Genomic DNA, 3,647 nt, shown 5'->3' on the forward strand with positions numbered 1-3,647 from the left:
GGGGCCGTCTGTACAATTTTGAAAATGCAAAGAAGGCCTGCCTTGAAGGCTTCCATATGCCGACTAAGGCCGAATGGAATGAGTTGCTTGCTTTTGCGGGCAAGGAAAAACAGGTTGGAACCGTGCTGAAGGCGGGCTACGGCTGGGATCCGATCAAGGGCACGAACAATTACGGCAATGGCAAGGATGAACTTGGATTCGGAGCCAAGGCCGGTGGCGCACACTTTGCAAAGAGCGATGTTCCGCTGAAAGAACGCAAGTTCGAAGCCGCCGGTCAGAAGGCTTTCTTCTGGACGGCTGAAGGTGAAGTGCTCGTATTCTTCCATGACAAGGACATTGCCAAGTTCGAAAAGTTCAATCCGGAATACGGCGCCAGTTTGCGTTGCATTAAGGACTAGTTTGATTTAAGAATAAAAAAGAGAAAGGCGCTCTGATGAGCGCCTTTTCTAATGGTTTGAAATGAGTCGCGATTAAGCAATGTTAAGCGATTGCTCGCGGATGCATTCGACTTCGTTCTTCAGTTCAATGGCAAGCGCTGCGATGTCGGCACTCTGGCACTTGGTGCCGAGAGTGTTGGCTTCGCGGCCCATTTCTTGCAGAATGAAACCGAGGTTCTTGCCCTGGGCACCGCCTTCCTTGAGGGCGTTCAGGAAAAGCTTGTTGTGGCTGCGGAAGCGGGTGATTTCTTCGTGAATGTCAAGCTTGTCGGCCATGATGCAGGCTTCCTGCAGCAGGCGGACGTCGTCGATTTCGGAATCCTTCAAGAGCACGTTGATGCGTTCCTTGAACTTGTCCTTCCACACTTCGATGCGCTGCGGATCAAGAACTTCGATCTTGTCGAGAACGGCGTTCAAATGATTTACGCGGCCTTCGAGATCGCGGGCGAGATTGGCACCTTCCTTGGCACGCATTTCGTTTACCTGGTCAAGAGCCTTGTCGAGTTCTGCGGCCAAGTGCTTTTCGAGAGCGTCGGAATCGGCGTCGGCATCGGTAAACTGCAGCACTTCGGGGAGTGCCAGCACATGTTCCAGCTTGATTTCGCCCGTAATGCCGAACTTCTTTTGCATGGTGCGCGTGATGTCGACGAACTTGGCGATGGCAGCTTCGTTATAGGAAACCGGAATGTTTCCGCCGGTGCCTGCACCGAGCGTCACGCTAAAGATAACCGAACCTCGAACCAGTTTGTCCTTGATTTGGTTCTTGAAGCTGTTTTCGAGGTAGGCAAGGTTCTTGGGCAACTTGCAGGAGATGTCCAAGAAGCGGTTGTTTACGCTGCGGACTTCAATCACGCAGCTTGCGCCCTGGTACATGGACTCGCTTTTTCCAAACCCCGTCATCGATAAAATAGCCATATTCGATCCTTTTGCATTCATTAATAGATTGCTTCGTCACTGCGTTCCTCGCAATGACGTTGCAACTATTTCTTGGTCACCATTGCAATTACATGTTCTGCGCCGAAGTTTGCGAAACCGATCGCCGTCAGGAACTTGCTGAGCTTGTGTTCGTTCTGGTAGCTGATGGTCTCAATCTTCAAGCCTTCCTTGTCGCAAAGGGTATGGAAATCCTTTACGGTCAAGAGGCGGATGTTCGGCGTGTCGTACCATTCGTAAGGGAGTTCCTTCGATTTCGGCATGCGACCGTGCAGCATCAGGCTTCCACGGGTTGTCCAGTGACCGAAATTCGGGAAGGTCACGATGGCGCGCTTGGCGACACGCAGAAGCTCGTTCAAGAGAGCGACCGGGTCGCGGATTTCTTGGATGGTGCGGTTAATGATGGCGTAATCGAAGCTGCCGTCCTTGAAATCGCGAATGCCGCTTTCGTCAAGGTCGCGCTGGATTACGGGCACATCGTTTTCGAGGCAATCCATGATGCTCTTGAAGTTGCGCTCGATACCGAGAACTTCAACATGCTTTTTCTTGTTCAAGAAATCGAGAAGTTCGCCATTACCGCAGCCGAGGTCGAGCACCTTGCTGTTTTCCTTGATCAGGCTTCCGATGTAGTCGAAATCTTCGGTGTCGTGGAAAACGGGCATGACCTGCGTTTCGGTTTTGGTCGGAATAATCTTACTGTCGAGGAAACGGCCAACAGCCTTGCCGAGGTCGCCGACTTCGATAAGGAAACCGTCGTGGCCGAATTGAGTGTCGAGCTCAAGGCTTGTAACCGTTTTACCTGCATTCAAGAGAGCGCTTGTAATACGGCGCGATTCGTGCGGCGGGAAAAGCCAGTCGGTACTCAGATTCACGTTCAGGAATTCCGCCTTGACATTCTTGAAGGCGTTTTCGAGAGAGCCGTATTCGGTTTCCAAGTCAAAGCTGTCGGTGGCATGCGCTATGTGCAAGTAACTATTTGCATCAAAACGATCCACGAACTTCGCACCCTGATAACGCAGGTAGCTTTCTAGCGGAAGGTCAAGATCAAACGGGGTGCTGTATGTCACCGCATGGTTGCGACTTTCCTGGTCCTGGGCGCGTTTGAATTTCTGTTCCATGCCCACGGCGCTGAGGTAGGTAATGTGCGCCAACTTGCGGGCATTCGAAAGACCGACATCAGGGTGTGTCGATTCGTAGTAGTCGCCGCCGTTAAAGTTCGGGTCTTGAGTAATGACGTCGCGGGCGACGATTTCAAAACCGAGCGCCTGGCTGCTGAAGCGCGGGGAGCTTGCGATCACGATGCAGCGTCGCACCTGTTCGGGGTAGTAGATGGCCCATTTCATGGCCTGGAAGCCACCCATGGAGCCGCCAATGACGCAGCAGATGCTCTCGATTCCAAGGCCTTTTGCCAATTCGTATTGGGCGTGCACCATGTCGCCGATGGTGATCATCGGGAAGGTGCTTCCGTAGGGTTTTCCCGTGCGGGGGTTGATGCTTGCCGGGCCTGTGGTGCCTTTACAACCACCTAAAATGTTGCTGCACACGACAAAGAACTTGTCTGTATCGACCGGTTTTCCGGGGCCAATCAGGGCATCCCACCAACCGGGCTTCTTGTCGTTTTCGGTATAGTAGCCGGCAACGTGTGCGTCTGCCGTAAGCGGAGAACACACCCAGACAACATTGCTCTTGTCGGCGTTCAGCGTTCCGTACGTTTCGTAACGGATGGTCAGCGCCGGAAGGGTCTTGCCACTTTCGAGCTTAAAACCCTCGTCCCCGTAATCCTTCGTAAAGGTCTGGGGCACCACTGGGCCGACGCTGTATTTATGCAAAAATTCACTCATATGCATAAATATAGCTTATTCCAACATAATCGTAAACGGTCCGTCGTTGGTTAAACTCACCTGCATGTCAGCGCCGAAGCGCCCTGTTTGCACGTTTGGAATCTCCTTTTTGCATTCCGCTATAATATAATCATATAGCTCGCTTGCTAAGGTGGGGTTTCCGGCTCCGTTGAAGGTGGGGCGGTTTCCTTTGTTGCAATTTGCGTATAAAGTAAATTGTGAAACGAGCAGGAGTTCGCCACCGACATCTTTGATTGAAAGATTTGTCTTTCCGTTTTCGTCGGCGAAGATGCGGAGCGCAAGCATTTTGCGGATGTAGCGGTCGGCGACCTCTTTGGTGTCGCCTTCGCCCACTCCGATAAGGATCATGTAGCCCTTGCCGATTTTTCCGACGGTCTCGCCGTCGATATCGACTTGGGCGTTCAAAACGCGTTGA

The 3,647-nt window shown here is 52.3% G+C and carries 4 protein-coding genes; 1 reads left to right on the forward strand and 3 read right to left on the reverse strand.

The window, feature by feature from the left end:
- A partial coding sequence (locus tag Q0628_RS00620; protein ID WP_298767530.1) for an FISUMP domain-containing protein occupies positions 1-398 on the forward strand: 398 nt, incomplete at its 5' end.
- A gap of 72 nt (positions 399-470) precedes the next feature.
- Here the strand turns inward: Q0628_RS00620 and Q0628_RS00625 are convergent.
- From Q0628_RS00625 to dtd, 3 genes are all read right to left on the reverse strand, one after another.
- Positions 471-1,352, reverse strand: coding sequence for a YicC/YloC family endoribonuclease (locus Q0628_RS00625; protein ID WP_298767533.1), 882 nt, complete (start codon positions 1,350-1,352; stop codon positions 471-473).
- A 65-nt stretch (positions 1,353-1,417) separates the two neighbouring features.
- Complete coding sequence (locus Q0628_RS00630) at positions 1,418-3,211, reverse strand: homoserine O-acetyltransferase (RefSeq protein WP_298767535.1); 1,794 nt, start codon at positions 3,209-3,211, stop codon at positions 1,418-1,420.
- A 15-nt stretch (positions 3,212-3,226) separates the two neighbouring features.
- Positions 3,227-3,647, reverse strand: a 421-nt coding sequence (gene dtd, locus Q0628_RS00635; protein WP_298767537.1) for a D-aminoacyl-tRNA deacylase, incomplete at its 5' end; no start/stop codon positions are given.

Source organism: uncultured Fibrobacter sp., assembly GCF_937877005.1.
Classification (GTDB): domain Bacteria; phylum Fibrobacterota; class Fibrobacteria; order Fibrobacterales; family Fibrobacteraceae; genus Fibrobacter.

What these genes read in the sequence shown, in the direction of transcription:
- Q0628_RS00625 (WP_298767533.1), bottom strand. Translation starts at nt 1,352, where the DNA reads ATGGCTATTTTATCGATGACGGGGTTTGGAAAAAGCGAGTCCATGTAC.
- Q0628_RS00630 (WP_298767535.1), bottom strand. Translation starts at nt 3,211, where the DNA reads ATGAGTGAATTTTTGCATAAATACAGCGTCGGCCCAGTGGTGCCCCAG.